Source organism: Janibacter cremeus, assembly GCF_029395675.1.
Taxonomy (GTDB): domain Bacteria; phylum Actinomycetota; class Actinomycetes; order Actinomycetales; family Dermatophilaceae; genus Janibacter; species Janibacter cremeus_A.
Genome location: NZ_CP115184.1, coordinates 1,953,501 through 1,973,964 on the forward strand (window position 1 = coordinate 1,953,501; position 20,464 = coordinate 1,973,964).

The 20,464-nt window shown below is 71.6% G+C and carries 14 protein-coding genes; 2 read left to right on the forward strand and 12 right to left on the reverse strand.

All coding sequences use genetic code 11. The features are described 5' to 3' along the window. Positions 1-5: 5 nt before the first annotated feature. The 4 genes from O9K63_RS09155 to tmk form a co-directional block, all read right to left on the reverse strand. Positions 6-1,109 carry a flavin-containing monooxygenase gene (locus tag O9K63_RS09155; protein WP_277237239.1) on the reverse strand — a complete coding sequence of 368 codons (1,104 nt, stop codon included), beginning with the start codon at positions 1,107-1,109 and terminating at the stop codon, positions 6-8. A 129-nt stretch (positions 1,110-1,238) separates the two neighbouring features. Further along, complete coding sequence (locus O9K63_RS09160) at positions 1,239-2,774, reverse strand: alpha/beta hydrolase (RefSeq protein ID WP_277237241.1); 1,536 nt, start codon at positions 2,772-2,774, stop codon at positions 1,239-1,241. A gap of 10 nt (positions 2,775-2,784) precedes the next feature. Beyond that, positions 2,785-3,945 carry a DNA polymerase III subunit delta' gene (locus tag O9K63_RS09165; RefSeq protein WP_277237243.1) on the reverse strand — a complete coding sequence of 387 codons (1,161 nt, stop codon included), beginning with the start codon at positions 3,943-3,945 and terminating at the stop codon, positions 2,785-2,787. After that, the gene (gene tmk / locus O9K63_RS09170; RefSeq protein WP_277237245.1) at positions 3,942-4,562 is read right to left on the reverse strand and encodes a dTMP kinase; all 621 of its coding nucleotides are present in this window, start codon (positions 4,560-4,562) and stop codon (positions 3,942-3,944) included. The genes O9K63_RS09165 and tmk overlap by 4 nt, the downstream gene beginning before the upstream one ends. A gap of 58 nt (positions 4,563-4,620) precedes the next feature. On the opposite strand from tmk, the gene O9K63_RS09175 reads away from it, so the two are divergent. After that, positions 4,621-5,961: a serine hydrolase domain-containing protein gene (locus O9K63_RS09175; protein ID WP_277237246.1), complete on the forward strand. Its 1,341-nt coding sequence runs from the start codon at positions 4,621-4,623 to the stop codon at positions 5,959-5,961. Positions 5,962-5,967: 6 nt separating this feature from the next. On the opposite strand, the gene O9K63_RS09180 is transcribed toward O9K63_RS09175, so the two are convergent. The 4 genes from O9K63_RS09180 to topA all read right to left on the reverse strand — a co-directional run bounded on the left by O9K63_RS09180 (position 5,968) and on the right by topA (position 11,548). After that, positions 5,968-6,402, reverse strand: a complete 435-nt coding sequence (locus O9K63_RS09180; protein WP_277237247.1) for a pyrimidine dimer DNA glycosylase/endonuclease V — start codon at positions 6,400-6,402, stop codon at positions 5,968-5,970. Positions 6,403-6,611: 209 nt separating this feature from the next. Next, entirely contained in the window at positions 6,612-8,189 is a 1,578-nt protein-coding gene (locus tag O9K63_RS09185; RefSeq protein WP_277237248.1) for an AMP-binding protein, read from the reverse strand. Between the two features lies 1 nt (position 8,190). Next, positions 8,191-8,643 carry an SCP2 sterol-binding domain-containing protein gene (locus tag O9K63_RS09190; protein ID WP_277237249.1) on the reverse strand — a complete coding sequence of 151 codons (453 nt, stop codon included), beginning with the start codon at positions 8,641-8,643 and terminating at the stop codon, positions 8,191-8,193. A 118-nt stretch (positions 8,644-8,761) separates the two neighbouring features. Further along, entirely contained in the window at positions 8,762-11,548 is a 2,787-nt protein-coding gene (gene topA, locus O9K63_RS09195; RefSeq protein ID WP_277237251.1) for a type I DNA topoisomerase, read from the reverse strand. Positions 11,549-11,716: 168 nt separating this feature from the next. Here topA and O9K63_RS09200 point away from each other — a divergent pair, with 168 nt between their 5' ends. Further along, a complete protein-coding gene (locus tag O9K63_RS09200) occupies positions 11,717-12,505 on the forward strand; it encodes a dioxygenase family protein (RefSeq protein WP_277237253.1) in 789 nt (262 codons plus the stop codon). Positions 12,506-12,564: 59 nt separating this feature from the next. On the opposite strand, the gene O9K63_RS09205 is transcribed toward O9K63_RS09200, so the two are convergent. The 4 genes from O9K63_RS09205 to O9K63_RS09220 form a co-directional block, all read right to left on the reverse strand. Further along, positions 12,565-14,583, reverse strand: coding sequence for an ABC transporter ATP-binding protein (locus O9K63_RS09205; RefSeq protein ID WP_277237255.1), 2,019 nt, complete (start codon positions 14,581-14,583; stop codon positions 12,565-12,567). Further along, positions 14,580-16,307, reverse strand: coding sequence for an ABC transporter ATP-binding protein (locus tag O9K63_RS09210; RefSeq protein ID WP_277237256.1), 1,728 nt, complete (start codon positions 16,305-16,307; stop codon positions 14,580-14,582). The genes O9K63_RS09205 and O9K63_RS09210 overlap by 4 nt, the downstream gene beginning before the upstream one ends. A gap of 142 nt (positions 16,308-16,449) precedes the next feature. After that, on the reverse strand, positions 16,450-17,970 hold the full coding sequence (locus O9K63_RS09215; protein ID WP_277237257.1) for a class I SAM-dependent methyltransferase: 1,521 nt from the start codon (positions 17,968-17,970) through the stop codon (positions 16,450-16,452). A 9-nt stretch (positions 17,971-17,979) separates the two neighbouring features. Then, complete coding sequence (locus tag O9K63_RS09220; RefSeq protein ID WP_277237258.1) at positions 17,980-20,319, reverse strand: sodium-translocating pyrophosphatase; 2,340 nt, start codon at positions 20,317-20,319, stop codon at positions 17,980-17,982. Positions 20,320-20,464 lie beyond the last annotated feature (145 nt).

Here is a 20,464-nt window from a genome sequence, read left to right on the forward strand (position 1 = left end):
CGGTCTCAGGCAGCCGGCACGTGCGCCTGTCGACGGGCGATCCGGTCGGCGACGTGGGCGGCGTCGCGGCCGACACCGCACATCTCCCCCGAGCTGAACGCGTACTGGAAGGCCAGCCCGCAGAAGTACAGGCCGGGCACATCATCGACGACCCCTCGGTACTCGACCGGCCAGCCGTCCTCGACCTCCATGGGCACGTCCAGCCACGAGTGGTCGTGGCGCCACCCAGTGGCCCACACGACACTGGCGACCTCGAAGGCGCGCCCGTCCGCCAGCTGCGGCAGGCCGTCCGTGGACGCCCCGACGACGTGGTCGTCGATCCACTCGACCCCGGCCTCTGCCAGGTGGTGCGCCTTGACCCGCAGCTGCGGAGCGCCGTGGTGACGCATGACCCCGAGCATCTTGCGTCCCATCGGCGTCCGCCTGGTCAGGACGTGCTGGAAGGCGAACTCGATGAAGGGGAAGGCCCGTCGCATCCGCCACGTGCCCCACTCGAGCGGGACACTGCCGTGGACGGGGCCAACCAGCGTGGTCTCGCGCTCGGTGGCCAGCTCGAGTGCGATGTCGAGACCGCTGTGCGACGCACCGACGACGAGGACCGGCCCGGCGGGCAGGTCCCCGGGACCGTGGTACCGACTCGAGTGCACTTGGTGGACGGTCTCGGCGAGATCAGAAGCGAAGGGAGGCAGGTTCGGTCGCTCACCGAAGGTCCCCGTGGCGACGACGACCGCGTCGCAGGTGATCGGACGCTCGGCCGGCTCCTCCAGCTCGACGCGGAACCCCTCCCCGTCCGCGGCCACCCGACTCACCCGGCTGCGCAGGCGCACCGGCAGCTCGTGGGTGAGCGCGTACAGCTCGAGGTAGTCGGCCATCTCGTCCTTCGTCGGGAAGGCCCACGGGTCCCCCGGGAAGGGCAGCCCGTCGAGGTGGCTCCTCCCGGCGGGGGTGAAGAGGCGCAGGCTGTCGTAGCGTCGTCGCCACTCGTCACCGATCCGGGCGTTCCCGTCCAGGACCAGGCACTCGACCCCCTTGCGCCGCAGGTGGTAGGCGGTCGACAGGCCGGCCTGCCCCGCTCCGATGATCACCGTGTCCACGTGCTGTGTCTGCATGACGTCCTCCCGGGTTCGTTCCGTACCCATCACGCTATGGACGTCGGACGACTCCGGCATCGGCCGCAGTGCCCATCCACCGCCGAGGCCACGTGGGTGGTTCTACCCACCTCCACGCCCTGCCCTCGCCTACTCCCGGCAGGTCAGCTCCCCGCCCTCGGGCAGCCCACCCGTGAGCCAGTACTCCTCCACGGCGGAGTCGACGCAGTCGTTCTGTCGCATGTAGGCGGTGTGGCCGTCGCCCTCGTGGGTGACCAGCGCCGAGTTGTCGATCTGCTCGTGCAGCCGCACGGCCCACTCGTAGGGCGTGGCCGGGTCCCGGGTGGTGCCGACGATGAGGAGCGGGTCGGCCCCCTTCGCCTCGACCGGGCCGATGCCCTCGACCGGCTCGACGGGCCACGTGGCGCAGACCAGGCTCTCCCAGGCGAGGAAGGTCCCCCAGATCGGCGCCTCGGCCTCGACCTCGTCGACGACCTGCTGCCACTCCTGCGGGTCCTTGTCGACACCGTCGTCGAGGCAGCTGACCGCGGGCAGTGCCTCCATGATGTTCGAGGTGTAGGTCCCCGACGTGTCGCGCCCGGCGTACGTCATCCCCAGCTGCATCAGCGCACTGCCGTCACCCTGCCCGGCGGCGACGAGGGCCTCGGTGAGCATCGACCACATGCCCTGGTCGTACATGGCCTGGGCGATGCCGACGGAGGCCCACCCCTCGGTGAGCCGGGGGCCGCCACCGGCGGGCACCGGGCTCCGGTCGAGCTCCTGCAGCAGGCCCTTGACCGACGCGAGGACCTCCTCCTCCGTGCCCCCGAGGGGGCAGTCGTCGGTGAGGCAGTCCGCGGCCCAGGCGCGGGTGGCGGTGTCGAAGCCCTTCGCCTGCCCGACTGCCGCCTCGATGCCGCTGAGGTCGGTCGGGAAGACCCCGTCGAGGACCATCCGGCCGACCCGCTCCGGGAAGAGCTCCGCGTAGGTGGCTCCGATGGTGGTCCCGTAGGACTTGCCGAGGTAGGTCAGCTTGCCGTCGTCGAGGGCCGATCGGAGCACGTCGAGGTCCTTGGCGACGTCCTGGGTGGACACGTGCCCGATGAGCTCACCTGTGGTCTCCTCGCACGCCCGGCCGAACTCCGCCGACTGCTCGACCGCCGCCACGCGCTCCGAGGCGTCGTCCGGCGACGGGTCGTTGCCCATCCACTCGTCGAGCTCCGCGTCGCCGACGCAGTCGACCGGCGCCGACCGCTGGACGCCCCGGGGGTCGAAACCGACGACGTCTAAGTGCTCCCGGACCGCCGACCCGACGATCTGGTCGGCCGCGGCCGCGTAGTCCACACCGGAGCCCCCCGGACCGCCCGGGTTCACCACCAGGGAGCCGGCGGCGTCCCCCTTCGCCGGGACGCGGTTGACCGCGATCTCGAGGGTCTCCCCGTCCGGCTCGGACCAGTCGACGGGGACCTCGAGGCTCGCGCACTCCACCGCCGGGCAGTCGCTCCAGTCCAGCTCCTGCTCGTAGTAGCGCTCGAGGCCGTCGGTGCCGGGCGGCGGCTCCTGGTCGCCGGCAGACAGGCCGGTCGGCTCCGGGCCGGGCGCCAGGAGTGAGCAGCCGGTGACCGGCAGCACGAGCGCGACGAGCACCGCGGCGAGGCGAAGGGGGGCACGGCCGGGCGAGAGCATGTCGCCGACGCTATCGCGGCAGCTGCAGCCCGACAGCCATCGCCTCCAGGGCGAGGAGGGGCGCGCCGTTGGCACCGATGCGCTCGCGCGCGGTCGCGATCTCCTCCATCGCGAGGAGCAACCCCTCGGCACTGAAGGCACGGGCGACCTCCTCGACGACCGGCCGGGCGTCCTCGTTGACGAGCTCGACCGGGGTGCCCGCGTGCAGGACGAGCGCATCGCGGTAGACCGACATCAGGTCCACGAGCGCGCGGTCGATCATGTCGCGGGTGAATCGGGTGGCGCGGGTCTTCTGCTCCTTCTCCAGCGAGCTGACCTGGGCGCGGATGTGCGGCGGCTGGGTCCGGGCACTCGGGTCGGCGCCGAGCGTCTCGAGCAGGCGCGCCTTCTCCTGCGTGGCACGGGACTCGAGTGTGCGGTCACGCTCCTGCTCGGCGATCTGGAGCAGGTCGGCCGCGGCCCCCACCGCGTCGGAGACCCCTCGGATGCGCGAGGCCATCATGATGGTGTCGCGGCGCCGGATGCGGGCGCCCTCGTCGGTCGCCAGGCGCTTGGCCAAGCCGATGTGGCTCTGCGCGGCCCGCGCGGCGTACGTCGCCATCCCCGGGTCGATGCCGTCCCGGCGCTGCAAGAGCTCGGCGACCTCCGCGACCGGTGGGGTGCGCAGCCGCACGTGCCGCGCGCGCGAGCGCACGGTGATGAGCACGTCCTCCAGGCTGGGCGCGCACAGCAGCCACACGGTGCGCGGTGTCGGCTCCTCGAGGGCCTTGAGCAGGGCGTTGCCGGACTGCTCGGTCAGCCGGTCGGCGTCCTCGACCAGGATCACCCGGTAGCGCCCCACGCTCGGCGAGCGCCCGGCCAGCTGGACGAGCGCCCGCGTCTCGGCGACACCGATGGACAACGCCTCCGTCGCGAGCACCTCGACGTCGGCGTGGGTCCCGTCCAGGGCGGTGCGGCACTCGCGGCACTCCCCGCACCCGCCGCTCGGGCACAGCAGCGCCCCGGCGAAGGCCCGGGCCGCGACCGAGCGTCCCGACCCGGGCGGGCCGGTGAACAACCACGCATGTGTCATCGACGCCGGCTCGCCGACCGCCCGCTGCAGCGCGGCCACGGTCTGCGGCTGGCCGATGACGTCCCGCCAGATGCCCGGAGTGGTGGGGGGCGCGGTCACACCAGGCCGTCCTCGGTGACGCGCTCCCACACGAGCCGGGCGATCTCGTCCGGGGAGGCCGAGCCGTCGACGACGAGGTAACGGTCCGGCGCCGACTCGGCCAGGGCGAGGAAGTGCCCGCGCACCGCGGCGTGGAACCCCTCGGCCTCCGACTCCATCCGGTCGTGGACGTCGCCGCGGCGGCGCCTCCCTTCGCCCGGGTTGATGTCGACGACCACGGTGAGGTGCGGGACGAGCCCGTCCACGGCCCAGTCCTGCAGCTCGGTGACCTCGGCCGCGCCGAGGTCACGGCCGGCGCCCTGGTAGGCGATGGCGGAGTCGATGTAGCGGTCGGTGATGACCACGGCTCCGTCCTCGAGCGCGGGGAGGACGACCTCCTCGACGTGCTGGGCCTTGTCGGCCGCGAAGATCAGCGCCTCGGCCCGCGGAGTGACCTCGTCACCGTGGAGGACGAGGTCGCGCAGCGCTCCGCCGAGCACGGTCCCGCCCGGCTGCCGGGTGATCACGACCTCACGGCCGGCCTCCTCGAAGGCCCGCGCCAGGCGCCTGACCTGCGTGGACTTGCCGGCCCCGTCGCCCCCTTCGAAGGCGATGAAGGTCCCCTGTGGTTCACTCACCCCGCGAGCCTATGGCAGTGCCCGGACAACCGTGATCGGGGGCACTACGTTGTCCCCCATGGCTTTCACCGAGGAGACCGCACGTGCCCTGACCGCCCGCGCGCTGACGGCGCAGACCGACGGGCGGGTGCCCGGCCTCGCGGCGGGTGTGGCGCGCAAGGGTGGCCTCGAGTGGTTCCGCGGGATCGGGACGATCGACCTGGCCACCCCCGGGGACGCCCCGGACGAGGACACGCAGTACCCCGTGGCGAGCAACTCCAAGACCTTCACCGCCGTCGCGATCATGGCGCTGCGCGACGAGGGTCGCCTGAGCCTCGACGACACCGTCGAGGAGCACCTCTCCGACAGCTCGCACGCCCGCGTGACGATCCGGCAGCTGCTCTCGCACACCTCCGGGATGCAGCGCGAGCCCGTCGGCGACGTCTTCGACACGCTGGAGATGCCCACCCGCGAGGAGCTGCTCGCCGGCTGGTCGGGTGCCGAGCGCGTCGGCCGCCCGCACGACCGCTGGCACTACTCCAACCTGGCCTTCTCCGTCCTCGGTGAGATCATCGCCCGGCTCGACGGCGGCACCTGGGAGGAGTCGATCCGTCGTCGCATCCTCGACCCGCTCGGGATGAGCCGCACCGGGACCGCCCCGAGCGGTCGCGGGGCGAAGGGGTACTACGTCCCGCCCTTCGCCGACGTCCCCGTCGAGGAGCCCGTCCTCGACGCCCGCGCCATGGACCCCGCCGGCGGTCTCCTCTCCACCCCTGCCGACATGGCCCGCTGGGGTGGCTTCATCGCCGACCCCGTCGAGGAGGTCCTCTCCCCCGACACCCTCGAGGAGATGTGCCAGCCGCAGGTCATGGCCGACACGGTCGGCTGGGTCAGCGCGTGGGGCCTGGGATTGCAGCTGGTTCGGCACGAGGGCCGCTTCTGGGTCGGGCACACCGGCGGCTGGCCGGGCTCGATCACCGGGGTCTTCACCGAGCGCTCCTCTGCGACAACCGGCCTGATCATGATGAACAACTCCGCACCCGTGCCGCCGGCCACCGCTGCCGTCGAGATGGGCACCATCGCGATCGAGCGCGAGCCGGTCGAGCCGGAGCCGTGGGAGCCCGGCACCGAGCTGCCCGCCGACCTCGTCCCACTGCTCGGGCACTGGTACTCGGAGGGCACCCACTTCGTCCTGTCGGTCAGGCAGGGCGCGCTCGAGGCGCGCATCGCCGGTCAGCCCAAGGAGCAGCCGCCGTCGGTCTTCGAGCGCGAGGGCGCCGACCGATTCCGCACCGTCTCCGGCCGGGAGCGGGGCGAGCTGCTGCGCGTGCAGCGGGACGCGAAGGGGGAGGTCAGCCACTTCAACTGGGCCACCTACCGTTTCGACCGCCGGCCGATGGCCTTCGGCGAGTGGCTGTGACCGTCCTCAGCTCGTCGCGCGCTCCCAGTCGGCCACCGGCCCGCTGACCACGTCGAAGATCGGGTGGGCCCGCGGCTCATCGAGCATCAGGTCCGCCGCCCAGTCCGGCGAGCGGTGTCGGCACTTGGCGAGCAGGTGGCGCCACTCGAGCCGCAGCTGGTCCTCGGTGACTGTCATCCGCAGCGTCGGGTCGGGCGCCGGGACCACGCGGGAGCGGTCGAACCGGTAGCCGCGTCGGTCCGCCTCCTCGGCGAGCCCGAGGAGCCACGTGGCCACCCCGACGACCGGGTCGTCCAGTTGGCGGAAGCGCACCAGCTGCGGGTGCCGGGTGTACCCCTTCGTCCGGCCGAGCAGGACGGCCTGCGCAAGCAGCCCCTCCCGCCAGCCCGAGACCAGGGCCGCCCGGTCCAGCTGGGCAGGGTCGAGACTCCACAGCCGCATGACGTGAGCGTAACCGGAGGGGACGAAGGGGTGTGGCCGCCGGAGCGGGCGAAGGGGTGGGGTCGTCCGACTCAGGCCGAAGTCCGCGCCGTGCACCCGCGCAGCGCCTGCACCCGCTCGTGCGGACTTCGCGCCAAGGACGACCCCACCCCTTCGTCCGCGACGGTCTCGAGGCTCAGCCGTGGACGGCTTCGCGCCTCGATCATCACTCACGCGAAGTGCTTGCGCAGCTCCCGGTTGAGGACCTTGCCGGTGGCGTTGCGCGGCAGCTCCTCCAGGAAGAGGACCTCGCGCGGGACGCAGTGGCGGGCCCGGTGGGCTCGCACGTGCTCCTTGACCGCGTCCTCGTCGAGGGAGTGCCCCTCGTTGACGGCGACGAAGGCGGCCAGCCGCTGCCCGAAGTCGGGGTCCGGTACGCCGATGACCGAGACCTCGCGCACGGCGGGGTGCTCGGCGAGCAACCACTCGACCTCGGTCGGGTAGACGTTCTCGCCGCCGCTGACGATCATGTCGTCGTCCCGGCCGTCGACGAAGTACAGGTCGCCCTCGACGTGGCCGACGTCGCCGGTGGAGACCAGGCCGTTGATGAAGTCCTTGGACCTGCCCTCGTTGGTGTACCCGTCGAAGACCAGCTCGTTGCCCGCGAAGATGCGGCCCGTCTGGCCGGCGGGGACCTCGCGGCCCTCGTCGTCGTAGATCTTCACGACCGTGCCCAGCGGCGGGGTGCCGGCGGTGTTGGGGTCGCGGCGCATGTCCTCCGGGGTCGCGATGCAGACCCAGGAGGCCTCCGTCGAGCCGTAGAGGTTGTAGAGCACGTCGCCGTAGGCGTCCATGAACTTCGTGGTGAAGCCAGAGGGGAAGGCCGAGCCCGAGGTCGCGACGACCCGCAGGTTGCGCCGGGCCCGGGCGCCCGGGTCCTCCGGGAGCTCCATCATCCGCTGGAGCATCACCGGGATGGCGAACATCGCCTGCGGCTGCTGCTCCTCGAGCGCCGCGCGGGCCGCCTCCGGCGTGAAGCGGCGCTGCAGGATGATCGTGGCGCGCAGGGCCATCGACAGCTGCATCGCGGCGTACCCCCACGTGTGGAAGATCGGCGCGGAGATGAGGATCCGGTCGCCCGCGTGGAGCGGGATCCGGTCGATGATCGAGATCAGCGGGCCGAAGCCGCCCGGGGTCTTGCGGGCGGCTCCCTTCGGCGTCCCCGTCGTGCCCGAGGTGAGGATGATCGTCCTGCCACCGCGGGTGGGCACCGGCAGCTCGTTCGCGCGGGGCGCGGCCTCGACCCGGCGGGCCAGCTCGCTCTCCGTGATCTTCGGCATCGAGTCCGGCAGGTGGCTCACGACCTCGGCGAACTCGTCGTCGTGGACGAGCGCCCTGATCCCCTGCTGCTCGCAGACCTGGGCGAACTGCGGCCCGGACAGGCCGGTGTTGCCCAGCACGAGGTCGATCCCGATGGCCGAGGTGGCGCACATGACCTCGATGGCCTGCACGTGGTTGCGGGCGAGCAGGCCGATGCGGTCACCGGCCGTGAAGCCCATCTCGTTAAGGATGACCGAGATCTTCTCGGAGTTGGCCAGCAGCTCGGCGTAGGTCGTGGCGCCCCTGGTCTCGTCGACGACGGCGACGGCCTTGGGCGAGCGGTTCGCTGCTTGGCGGAGCTCACCGGCGAGGCCGAAGCCCCACTTCTTCAGGGCGGTCAGCTGCTTGACCTGGTTGGTGGGCGGCCCGGGGGCGAGCATGCCCCGCTTGGCCATGGTCTTGGCGACGGTCAGTGCATTGATGGACATGTCAGGCCTTCGGGATGTCGAACATGGAGGGGAAGGTGGCGGCGAGCGCGAGGTCGCCCTTCACCTTGATCTTGCCGCGCATCACCAGCATCGTCGGGTTGCCCCGACCGGTGGTCATCTTGAGGAACTCCGCGGGCGCCATCATCAGGGAGACGTCGTAGTCGTCGCCCGGCTCCTCGGAGACGCGGCACGAGCCGTCGTCGATGACGATCTCGTAGGTGTCGTGGGGCCGGCTCTCGGGGCCCCCGGTGATCCGGAACTGCGTGGTGGCGCTGACGCCCTCCGCCCGATCGGGGCGGAAGAGCGTCGGGAAGCGGGCGAAGACCGCGTCCAGGACGGCGATCCGGTGCTCGCCGCGCATGGTCTCGGCGATCTCACGGTCGGACATGCCCTTGACGAGCGCGGCGAACTCCTCGGGACTCATGGTCGCGAAGCTCGAGGGGTCCAGTTCCATGGCAGCTCCTTCGGTGCGGTGTGCCGCGACCATACCCGCGAGTAACGTGGCCCGCCAATGGTCGCGGCCACACCGCCACGTGCGTCCTGTCACACCGACGAAGGGAGCGTGCCTCGCCTCACGAGGTGGACTTCTTGGCTGCCGTCTTCTTCGTCGCGGCCTTCTTGGTGCCCGTCTTCTTCGCCGTGGTCTTCTTGGCGGTCTTCTTCGTCGACTTCTTCGCACTCTTCTTGCGGGTGCTCGGGCCCTTGGCCCGCTTGTCGGCGAGCAGCTCGAAGGCGCGCTCGGCGGTGATCGTCTCCGGGTCGTCCTCACGACGGAGCGTCGCGTTGGTCTCCCCGTCGGTGACGTACGGGCCGAAGCGGCCGTCCTTGACGATGACGGCCTTGCCGCTGGCCGGGTCCTCGCCGAATTCCTTCAGCGGGGGCTTGGCCGCGCGACCACGTCGCTTCGGCTGCGCGTAGAGGGCCATCGCCTCCTCGAGGGTGATCGTGAAGATCTGCTCCTCGGTCTCCATCGAGCGCGAGTCCGTGCCCTTCTTCAGGTACGGGCCGTAGCGGCCGTTCTGCGCGGTGACCTCCACCTCGACCTGGGTCTCGGTGCCGTCCTCGGCCGTCTTCGTCTCGGTCACGGTGCCCACGACGCGCGGCAGCGAGAGCAGCTCCAGCGCAGTCGGCAGCTCGATGGTCGCCGGGTCCATGCTCTTGAAGAGCGAGGCCGTGCGCGGCTTGACCTTGGCCTTGCCCTTCTTGGGCTTCTCCTCGTCCTCCTCGAGCACCTCGGTGACGAAGGGTCCGTAGCGACCGGTCTTGACGATGATGTCGCGCCCGGTCCCCGGGTCCTGCCCGAGGACGCGACCGTCGTCGGCGGCCTGGGCGAGCAGCTCGCGGGCCATCGCCGGCGTCAGCTCGTCCGGGGGGACGTCGTCGTTGATGGTGGCGCGCTTGGGCTTCGGCTCGGTCGTCGCCCCGTCGGTGACCTCGCCGGTCGCCGGGTCGACCCCGGTGGGCACGACCTCCTCGACGTAGGGGCCGTAGCGGCCGACGCGCACGACGATCCCGTCGCCGATGTCGATGGTGGAGATCGCCCGCGCGTCGATGTCGCCGAGGTCGGAGACGAGGTCCGCCAGCCCCTCGGTGCCGTCGGCGCCGTAGTAGAAGCGCTGCAACCAGGCGGCGCGCTCCGCGGAGCCGGACGCGATCTCGTCGAGGTCCTCCTCCATCGATGCGGTGAAGTCGTAGTCGACGAGGCGGGTGAAGTGCACCTCCATCAGCCGGGTGACGGCGAAGGCCAGCCACGTCGGGACGAGCGCGGACCCCTTCCTGCGCACGTACCCGCGGTCCTGGATCGTGCTGATCGTCGAGGCGTACGTCGAGGGGCGCCCGATCCCCTTCTCCTCCATGGTCTTCACCAGCGAGGCCTCGGTGTAGCGGGCCGGCGGTGAGGTCTCGTGGCCGGACGCGGTGGCGTCGACGACGTCGAGGTCCGCGCCCTCGGTGACCTTCGGGAGGCGGGCCTCGCCCCCCTTCGCCCCCTTGGTCTCGGGCTCGTCGGTGCCCTCCTCGTACGCCGCGAGGAATCCCTTGAAGGTGATGACGGTGCCGGAGGCGGAGTACTCGGCGGTCGTGGCGACCTCGCAGCCGCCGAGGTCCGCGGTGACCTTGATCGTCGCGGTCGAGCCCTTGGCGTCGGCCATCTGGGAGGCGATGGTGCGCTTCCAGATCAGCTCGTAGAGCCGGAACTCGTCGCCGCGCAGCTCACCGGCGACCTGCGCCGGGGTGCGGAATCGGTCACCGGCGGGACGGATCGCCTCGTGCGCCTCCTGGGCGTTCTTGGCCTTCTTGCCGTACATCCGCGGCGACTCCGGGACGAAGTCCGCGCCGTACATGTCGCGGGCCTGCCCGCGGGCGGCGGAGACGGCCGAGCCCGACAGGTTGGTGCTGTCGGTACGCATGTAGGTGATGTAGCCGTTCTCGTACAGCCGCTGGGCGACGCGCATGGCGTCGCGGGAGCCGAGGCCGAGCTTGCGGCCGGCCTCCTGCTGCAGCGTCGAGGTGGTGAAGGGGGCGTACGGGCGGCGCGTGTACGGCTTCTCGGCGACCGAGCCCACCGTGGCGGTGGCGGCGATCGTCGCCTCGGCGACGGCCGTGGCGGCCCGCTCGTCGAGGTGGCGGGCGGCGCCCTTGAGGGCACCGGTGTCGTCGAAGTCACGGCCGGCGGCGACCTTCGTCCCGTCGAGGGAGGACAGGCGGGCGGCGAAGGGGGCGGTGCCGGCGGAGAACTTCCCCTCGACGTCCCAGTAGGAGGCGGTGGTGAAGGCCATCCGCTCCCGCTCGCGCTCGACGACGATGCGGGTGGCGACGGATTGGACGCGGCCGGCCGAGAGCCCGGCCTTGACCTTGCGCCACAGCACCGGCGAGACCTCGTAGCCGTAGAGGCGGTCGAGGATGCGGCGCGACTCCTGGGCGTCGACGAGGTGCAGGTCGAGCTCGCGGGTGTCCTCGACGGCCCTCTCGATGGCCTCCTGGGTGATCTCGTGGAAGACCATCCGCTTGACCGGGACCTTGGGTTTGAGGGTCTCCAGGAGGTGCCAGGCGATGGCCTCGCCCTCCCGGTCCTCATCCGTGGCGAGGTAGAGGGTGTCGGCGTCCTTGAGCAGGCGCTTGAGCTCGGTGACCTTCTTCTTCTTGTCCGGGTCGACGACGTAATAGGGCTCGAAGCCCTCCTCGATGTTGACCCCGAAGCGACCGAAGGGCCCCTTCTTCATCTCCGCGGGCATCTCCGACGGGGTCGGGATGTCCCGGATGTGCCCCACCGACGCCTCGACGACGAAGTCACTGCCGAGGTACCCCGCGATCGTCTTGGCCTTGGCTGGCGACTCGACGATGACGAGCTTGCTGGCCATGTGTGCCCCTTCTCCCGACCCCACGTGCAGCGGATTCGTCGCTGCCTCGACGTGCGGTCACTCTCGCGCAGACCGTACTACGCCCAGCAGGGCGTCCCTGTCGGTCCCCGGGAGGCTGGGACCAGCACACGGCTGGATTTTCATTGAACCTTAAAGTATTATCGGGGTATGACGACGACCCCGCCCGTGCTCTTCCTGTCCCACGGCGCCCCACCGCTGGCCGACGACGCCCGGTGGACCGCCGAGCTCGCCCGCTGGTCCGGCTCCTTCGAGAAGCCGAAGAACATCCTCATGGTGTCTGCCCACTGGGAGAACGCCCCGGTGACGGTCAGCCCCACCCGCACCCGGGTCCCGCTCACGTACGACTTCTGGGGCTTCCCCCAGCACTACTACGAGGTCACCTACGACGCGCCGCTGGCGCCCGACCTCGCCTCCGAGGTCACCTCCCTCCTCGGGGCGAAGGGGGTCGACGTGCGCCGCGACGAGACCCGCGGCCTGGACCACGGCGCCTACGTTCCGCTGGTGGAGATGTACCCCGACGCGGACGTCCCGGTGCTGCAGATGTCCATGCCGACCCTCGACCCGCACGAGCTGACCGAGCTCGGCCGCTCGCTGGCCCCGCTGCGCGACCAGGGCACGCTCATCGTCGGCTCCGGGTTCACCACCCACAACCTGCGCTGGTTCAACCCGCGCCTCGGCCCGGACACGCGGCCGCCGAGCGCCTCCAGCGAGTTCGACCACTGGGCACGCGAGACGGTCGGCTCCGGTGACCTCGACACCCTCGAGCGGATGCTCGAGGTCGCCCCGGCCGCGCACGAGGCGCACCCGCGCACCGAGCACTGGGCACCGCTGTACGTCGCCGCCGGCGCCGCCGACGCCTCCGGCGCCACCGAGCGCACCACCGCGGTCGACGGCTTCTGGTTCGGCCTGTCGAAGCGCTCCTGGCAGTTCGCCTGACCCCTCCGCGGCAGAACGACGAGGAGGGCCGGGCCCCGGAGGGTTCCTGACCCCCTTCCTCACTCCCCCGCCGGCACGGCCCGCGGGTCGAGCAGCACGTCCTCCTGGTCCATCGGTGCGACGAACTGCGCCTCGTACAGGCGCGCGTAGGCGCCGCCGCGCTCGAGCAGCCGCTCGTGCGGTCCCTGCTCGACGATCCGTCCGGACTCCATGACGAGGATGACGTCGGCGTCGCGGATCGTGGACAGCCGGTGCGCGATGACGAAGGACGTCCGCTGCCCCCGCAGGGCGCGCATCGCGTCCTGGACGAGCTTCTCCGTGCGGGTGTCGACCGAGCTGGTGGCCTCGTCGAGGATGAGCAGGTCCGGGTCGGAGAGGAAGGCCCGGGCGATCGTGATCAGCTGCTTCTCCCCCGCGCTGATGTTGGTCGCCCCGTCCGTGAGCACGGTGTCGTAGCCGTCCGGGAGGGAGTGGACGAAGCGATCGACGAAGGTCGCCTCGGCGGCCTCGCGCACGTCCTCGAGCTCTGCACCCGGGCGGCCGTAGGCGATGTTCTCCCCGATGGTCCCGCCGAAGAGCCACGTGTCCTGCAGGACCATGCCGATGCGCGAGCGCAGCCCGGCCCGGGACATCTGCGTGATGTCGACACCGTCGAGGGTGATCCGCCCGGCGTCGAGCTCGTAGAAGCGCAGGACGAGGTTGACCAGCGTCGTCTTGCCCGCACCGGTGGGACCGACGATCGCCACCGTCTGCCCCGGCTCGACGTGCAGGTCGAGGTCCTCGATGAGCGGCGCGTCCGGCGAGTAGGAGAAGGAGACGCCCTCGAGGGCGACACGACCGTCCGAGCGCTCCGGCACCACCGGCGCCACCGGGTCGGGTCGCTGCTCCTGCGCGTCGAGCACCTCGAAGACCCGCTCGGCCGACGCGACCCCGGACTGGACGAGGTTGGCCATCGACGCCAGCTGGGTGATCGGCATCGTGAACTGGCGCGAGTACTGGATGAAGGCGACGACGCTGCCGAGGGTGAGGACTCCGCCGGCGACCTGCAGACCGCCGACGACGGCGACGAGCACGTAGGTGAGGTTCCCGACGAACATCATCACGGGCATGATCACGCCGGAGACGAACTGCGCCCCGAAGGTCGCTCCCCGCAGCGCCTCGTTGCGCTCCTCGAAGGTCGCGGTCACCTCCTCCTGCCGGCCGAAGACCTTGACCAGCTCGTGCCCGCTGAAGGTCTCCTCGACGATCGAGTTCACCTCGCCGGTGGTCGCCCACTGCTCCTTGAAGTAACGCTGGCTGCGGGTGCCGATGACCTTCGTCACCCAGATCGAGACCGGGATGGTCACCAGGGCGATGACCGCCAGCAACGGCGAGATGGAGAACATCATCGCGAGCATCGCCACGACCATGACGAGGTTGGTGAGCATCTGGCCCAGGGTCTGCTGGACCGACTGGGCGAGGTTGTCGATGTCGTTGGTGACCCGACTGAGCAGCTCGCCGCGCGGCTGCCTGTCCAGGTAGGGCAGGGGAAGCGTGTGCAGCTTGTCCTCGACGTCCCGGCGCAGGTCGCTGATCACCCGGTTGACCGCGACGACGACGAGCCGGTTCTGCACGAAGGTGAGCACCCCCGCGCCGGCGTAGAGGGCCGCCGCGAGGAGCAGCACGCGACCGATGGCCTCGAGGTCCATGCCCTGACCGGGCACGAGGTCGGGGACGCCGCTGACCATGTCGGCCACCTGGTCGCGCCCGGCCCGGCGCAACCGCTCGACCGCCTGCTCCTTCGAGGTCCCGGCCGGCAGCCGCTCGCCGACGACACCTGCGAAGACGAGGTCGGTCGCCCGTCCGAGCAGGCGCGGGCCGATGGCGACGAGCACCACGCCGACGACGGCGAAGGAGGTCGCCAGGGCGACGACCGCGCGCTGGGGGCGCAGCAGGCCCGCGAGGCGGCGAGCGGACGCGGCGAAGTCGGCGGGCTTCTCCACCGGCACGCCGAGACCGGCGCCGGGCGGCCCCCCGCGCGGTGCGGGCTGCCTGCGGGCCGCGGCCGCCTTCTCCTCCTCTGTGGGGACCTCGCTCATGCCACCTCCTCGGTGGCCTGCGACTCGACGATCTCCACGTAGGTCGGGCACTCCCGCAACAGCTCCGCGTGGGTGCCGTGCCCCACGACGCGGCCGTCCTCGAGGACGACGATCTGGTCGGCATCCATGATCGAGGCGACACGCTGGGCCACGACGAGGACCGTGGCCTCCCGGGTCCACGGGCGAAGGGCGGCGCGCACCCGGGCGTCGGTCGCGACGTCGAGCGCGGAGAAGGAGTCGTCGAAGAGGTAGACATCGGGTCGTCGCACGATCGCGCGGGCCATCGCGAGGCGCTGGCGCTGCCCTCCTGACAGGGTGCCACCCCCTTGCCCGACGGGGGCGTCGAGGCCGCCCTGCTCGCGGACGAAGTCGGCGGCACGGGCCACCTCCAGGGCCACCCACAGGTCCTCGTCGCTCGCGTCGGGGGCACCCTGTCGCAGGTTGTCGCCGACCGTGCCGGCGAAGAGGAAGGCGCGCTGGGGCACCAGCCCGATACGTGCCCACACGTCCTCGAGGGCCGCGTCGCGGACGTCGACCCCACCGAGCCGCACCGCTCCGGAGGTGACGTCGTAGAGACGGGGGACGAGCCCGACGAGGGTGCTCTTGCCGGCGCCGGTGGACCCGATGACGGCCGTCGTCGTCCCCGGCCGGGCGACGAGGTCGATGTCGTGGAGGACGGGCACGTCGGCACCGGGGTAGGTGAAGGTGACTCCCTCCAGGCGTACCTCGAGCGGACCGTCGGGCACCGCCACCGGGACGGCCGGCGGGGCGACGCCGGACGGGGTGTCGAGCACCTCGACGATGCGCCCGGACGCCACGGCCGCGCGCGGGATCATCATCGTCATCATGGTGGCCATGACGACCGACATGAGGATCTGGGTCAGGTAGGTCATGAAGGCGGTGAGCGACCCGACGCTCATCTGACCGGCGTCGATGCGCTGCGCGCCGAACCAGACGACGACGACGGTCGAGAGGTTGAGCACGAGCATCGCGAAGGGGAAGACGCTCGCGAAGAGGTTGCCGACCCGCACGGCCGAGGCGGTGTACTCCCGGTTGGCCTCGGCGAAGCGGTCGCGCTCGTCCTGCTCGCGCACGAACGCGCGCACGACCCGCACCCCGGTGATCTGCTCCCGCAGGATCCGGTTGACCGAGTCGACGCTCTCCTGCATCGTGCGGAAGCCCGGCAGCATGCGGCTCACGAGCAGCCCGACGCCGACCCCGAGGACCGGCACCGCGACGGCGACGAGCCACGAGAGTCCGACGTCCTCCTGCAGGGCCATGATGATGCCGCCGACCATCATGATCGGCGCGCTGAGCATCATCGACAGGCCGAGGTTGGTCACCAGCTGCACCTGCTGGACGTCGTTGGTGCTGCGGGAGATCAGCGTCGCGGCGCCGAAGCGGTTCACCTCCTGCGCGCTGAACCGGCCGACCCCGGCGAAGACGTCGGAGCGCACCTGCGCCGACAGGCCGGAGGAGCACCGCGAGGCGATCCACGCGACCCCGATCGTGGCGACGACCTGGACCAGCGAGACCCCCAGCATCACCGCGCCGGCGCGCAGGATGAACCCGGTGTCCCCCACCGCCACGCCCTCGTCGATGATCCGGCCGTTGAGGCTCGGCAGGGCCAGGGCCGCGAGGGTGCCCAGGAGCTGGAGCGCGACGAGACCCACGAGCAACCCCGGCCGGGCGCCGAGGTGCGTGCGCCACAGACGGACCAGCACGACTACCCCCTCATCCCCACGCTCGCCCCACCCGCGGTCCCGCTCCCTGAGGACGCCCCACCCGCGGCCCCGCTCCCTGAGGAGGCCCCACCCGCGGTCCCGCTCCCTGAGGAGCTTGCGCAGCAAGCGTCTCGAAGGGACCTCACGGCAGCACGAGGAACCCGTCCGCGACGAGTCCCCGCAGGAGCGTGACGCCCGCCTCGAGCGCCTCGTCGGTGGGCCGCTCGAGCAGCCCGGAGATCGCGACGAGCGACTGGCGTGCGGTCAGCTCGCCATCGCACACCGAGACCAGGGCGGCGTCGAGCGTGTCGAGACGGACGACGCGGCCCAGTCCCCCGCCCTGCCGGAGCAGGATGACGTTGGGGTCGGTGGCGCCGGGCTCCGCGTGCGTCTCCGTGGTGACGTCCGCCGCGGACCGCCAGGCGGTGTCGAGCACCTCGTCGTCGGTCATGCCGGCGAGCCGGTCCCGGGCGGCGAGGCCCGCGGCGACGGTGGGGCCCATCGGTGCCGCGACCGGGCCGGTCGCCTCCACGAGGTCGACGAAGGGGGCCCGCTCGCTCGTCGGTCGGTGCAGCGTGATGATCCCGAAGCCGATCTCACTCACGCCCCGGGTCGCGAAGTCGTCGAGCCATGCGCCGACGAGTGCGTCGTACTCGGGGGTGCCGGGCCGGTGGCCGCCGTCACGGGCCCACAGCTCGGCGTACTCCGCCGGGTCCTGCACGTCCCGCTGGACCACCCAGGCGTCCAGGCCGCTCTCGGCGACCCACTCGCCGACCCGCTCACGCCAGTCCTGCCCGGCGACGGTCTCCCAGTTGCCGAGCAGCTGCGCCACCCCGCCCGGGGAGAGGTGGGCCCCGACTCCCTTCGTCAGGGCCGCGACGACGCCGTCACCGGCGGCACCGCCGTCCCGGTACTCGTAGAGCGGCACGCCCTCCGCCCGCGGCGTGATGACGAAGGGGGGATTGCTCACGATGAGGTCGAAGGTCTCGCCGGCCACCGGGTCGAGGAAGGACCCGGAGCGCAGGTCCCACTCGACGCCGTTGAGGCCGGCGTTGAACTCGGCGTAGCGCAGCGCCCGCTGCGACAGGTCGGTGGCGACGACCGACTCCGCGTGTCCCGACAGGTGGAGCGCCTGCACGCCGGAACCGGTGCCGAGGTCGAGAGCCCGGGCCACCGGGGTCCGGGGCGTCCACGAGGCCAGCGTCGTCGACGCACCGCCGATGCCGAGGACGTGGTCGACCGGCAGGGGCTCGCTGCGCAGGTGCTGGAAGAGCGCAGGGGGGTCGGAGGCGATCCACCAGCTGTGCCCGAGGTCGTCGCCGTAGGGCCGCAGGTCGCAGGTCGCGACGAGGTGCGCACCGTGCGGCTCGACGATGCGCAGGGCGATCGCCCCGGTCACGCCGGTCCGCGGCAGCGCGGCCCCGAGGGTGTCGGCGGGGATGGGCAGCCCCAGCCCGAAGCAGCCGATGAGCACGCCGAGCGGATCACTCGCCCCGACGACGACCCGCCTGGCCGGCAGCGGCTGCTCCCGGCCGAGGGCGTCGGCCGCGAGACCACCCAGGCGCTCCCGGACGGCGTCGACGCGGAAGTCTGCCGCGGCCAGGTCCTCGCGGAGCTGCTCGAGGAGGGCTGGGTCGATACGGAGGTTCGCCGAGGAGGTCACGGCACGAGCCTAGGCCCGGTCGCCCACGGTCTCCTCCTGCACCTCGGCGATCGCGACATCATCGCGCTTGGCGACCACGAGGGCGATCACGAGGACGAGGAGGGCGACGAGGGCGATCGCCCACCTGATCATCTGCGAGCCCTCGTCACCGAGGTAGAGGGTGACGATGGCCGGCGCGATGAGCACGGCGACGAGGTTCATCACCTTGATCAGCGGGTTGATCGCGGGTCCGGCGGTGTCCTTGAAGGGGTCGCCGACCGTGTCGCCGATGACCGCGGCCTCGTGCGCCGGCGAGCCCTTGCCGCCGTGGCGCCCGTCCTCGACGATCTTCTTCGCGTTGTCCCACGCGCCACCGGAGTTGGCGAGGAAGACCGCCATGAGGGCGCCACAGGCGATCGCGCCGGCGAGGAACCCGGCGAGCGCTCCGATGCCCAGGCCGAAGCCGACGACGACCGGGGTGAGGGCGGCGAGCAGACCCGGGGTCGCCAGCTTGGTCAGCGAGTCCCGGGTGCAGATGTCGACGACGCGGGCGTAGTCGGGCTTCTCGGTCCCGGCCATGATCCCGGGGTGGTCGCGGAACTGGCGGCGCACCTCGTGGACGATCGATCCCGCGGCGACGGTCACCGCGTTGATCGCGAGCCCGGAGAAGAGGAAGACGACCGCGGCGCCGAGGAGCAGGCCGACGAGCACGCTCGGGGTGACGATCTGGGTGTTGACCATCTGCTCGAAGCCGCCGACGCGGTCCTGGGAGACCGCGCCCTCCTCGAGTGCCCGCACCGTGGAGGTCCACGCGTCGGTGTAGCTGCCGAAGAGCGCGGTGGCCGCGAGCACGGCCGTCGCGATCGCGATGCCCTTGGTGATCGCCTTGGTCGTGTTGCCCACGGCGTCGAGCTCGGTGAGGACCTGCGCGGCCTCCTCGTCGACGTCGCCGGACATCTCGGCGATGCCCTGGGCGTTGTCGGAGACCGGGCCGAAGGTGTCCATCGCGACGATGACACCGACCGTGGTCAGCAGGCCGCAGCCGGCGAGTGCGATGAAGAACAGCCCGAGGACCACGGAGGAGCCCCCGAGCAGGAAGGCCAGGTAGATGACGACGGCGATCGTCGTCGTCATGTAGACCGCGGACTCCAGGCCGAGGCTGATGCCGGAGAGGATGACCGTCGCGGCGCCGGTCTCGGTCGTGCGGGCGACGTCCTCGGTCGGGCGCTTGTCGGTGCCCGTGAAGTGCCCGGTCATCCGCAGGATGACGGCGGCCAGGACGATGCCGAGGATGACCGCCAGGAGCGCGGCGCGCCGCGGGTCGCCGACGAGGGCGGCGACGTCCTGGTCGGAGGAGCCCAGCTGCTCGTAGCTGCCGGGGAGGTAGAGGTAGGCGGCGGCCGCGCAGAGCACCGCGGAGATGACCGCCGAGATGTAGAAGCCGCGGTTGATCGCGTCCAGGGCCGACTCGCCGGCGCGGGCACGGGTGATGAAGATGCCGATCATGGCGGTCACGGCGCCGATCGCCGGGATGAGCAGCGGGAAGACCAGGCCATAGGCGCCGAAGGCCGCCGAGCCGAGGATCAGTGCGGCGACGAGCATGACGGCGTAGGACTCGAAGAGGTCGGCGGCCATGCCGGCGCAGTCACCGACGTTGTCACCGACGTTGTCGGCGATCGTCGCGGCGTTGCGCGGGTCGTCCTCGGGGATACCGGCCTCGACCTTGCCGACGAGGTCGGCGCCGACGTCGGCGGCCTTGGTGAAGATGCCACCACCGACGCGCATGAACATCGCGAGCAGGGCGGCGCCGAAGCCGAAGCCCTCGAGGACACGGGGCGCGTCACCGCGGTAGGCCAGCACGACGATGGCCGCACCGAGCAGACCGAGCCCGACGGTGAACATGCCGACCGTGCCACCGGTCCGGAAGGCGATCTGCATGCCGTCATCGCGTCCGGTCGTGCGGGCCGCCTCGGCGACACGCACGTTGGCCTTGACCGCCAGGCTCATGCCCAGGTAGCCGATGGCCGCGGAGAAGACGGCACCGAGGACGAAGAAGCCGGACCGGCCCCATCGCACCCCAGCGGAGTCGGCCGGCAGGAAGAGCAGCAGGACGAAGACGAGGACGACGAAGATGATGAGCGTCCTGAACTGCCGTCGCAGGTAGGCGTGGGCCCCCTCCTCGACCGCACCGGCGATCTCCTGCATCCGTTGGGTGCCGGCGCCGGCCGCGATCACCTGGCGTCGCAGGACGACGCCCAGAACGAGCGCGGCGAGACCGATGACGGCCACACCACTGATGAGGGTCAGGTTGGCGCCGTCGAGCTCGAGCGCCGACGACGCCGCGGTCAGGGACACCTGCATACCGGCCATGCCATCCTCCTTGATGGACGAGCGTCACGGCCGGAGTCACGTGTGAGGGCGACCACAGCCGTGGGCACACCCTAGCGCCGGAAGGCTTCTCGCGTGGGAACTGCGGATGACGGGTGGTCACTCCCCCTTCGCCTCCACGCAGGGC